The sequence below is a fragment of the Sagittula sp. SSi028 genome (genome assembly GCF_048553715.1).
Taxonomy (GTDB): domain Bacteria; phylum Pseudomonadota; class Alphaproteobacteria; order Rhodobacterales; family Rhodobacteraceae; genus Sagittula.
The window spans coordinates 1-488 of the sequence record NZ_JBLZNC010000055.1; the positions used below are offsets into that span (position 1 = coordinate 1).

Annotated in this window: 1 pseudogene; it reads left to right on the plus strand. The window is 59.4% G+C overall.

The features are described from left to right. Positions 1–488, plus strand: a pseudogene (locus ACN5AZ_RS18735) (tryptophan--tRNA ligase); the annotation flags it as partial.

The window sequence follows — 488 nt, forward strand, 5'->3', positions numbered from 1 at the left end:
CTGCGTGCAATCGCATCTTCCGGCGCTGGCCGAGCTTACGATGCTCTATCTGAACTTTGTGACCGTCGCGCGGCTGGAACGGAACCCGACAATCAAGGATGAAATCCGCGCCCGCGGCTTCGGACGCGACATTCCTGTGTTATCCTGCGGCACAAGCGGCGGACATCACGGCATTCAAAGCAACGATTGTGCCGGTCGGGGCTGATCAAGCACCGCTGATCGAGCAAACCAACGAGATTGTGCGACGCATCAATGCGACCGCAGGCCACGACGTTCTGCCCGAAGCCCAAGCGATCATACCCAAGGCGGGCCGATTGCCCGGTATCGACGGCAAGGCCAAGATGTCAAAATCCGGAGGCAACGCCATTCCTCTCTCAGCCTCGCCCGACGAAATCCGAAGTGCTGTCAGGGCGATGTTCACAGATCCGAACCATTTGCGTGTGGAAGACCCCGGTCGCGTCGAGGGCAACGTCGTCTTCACGTATCTC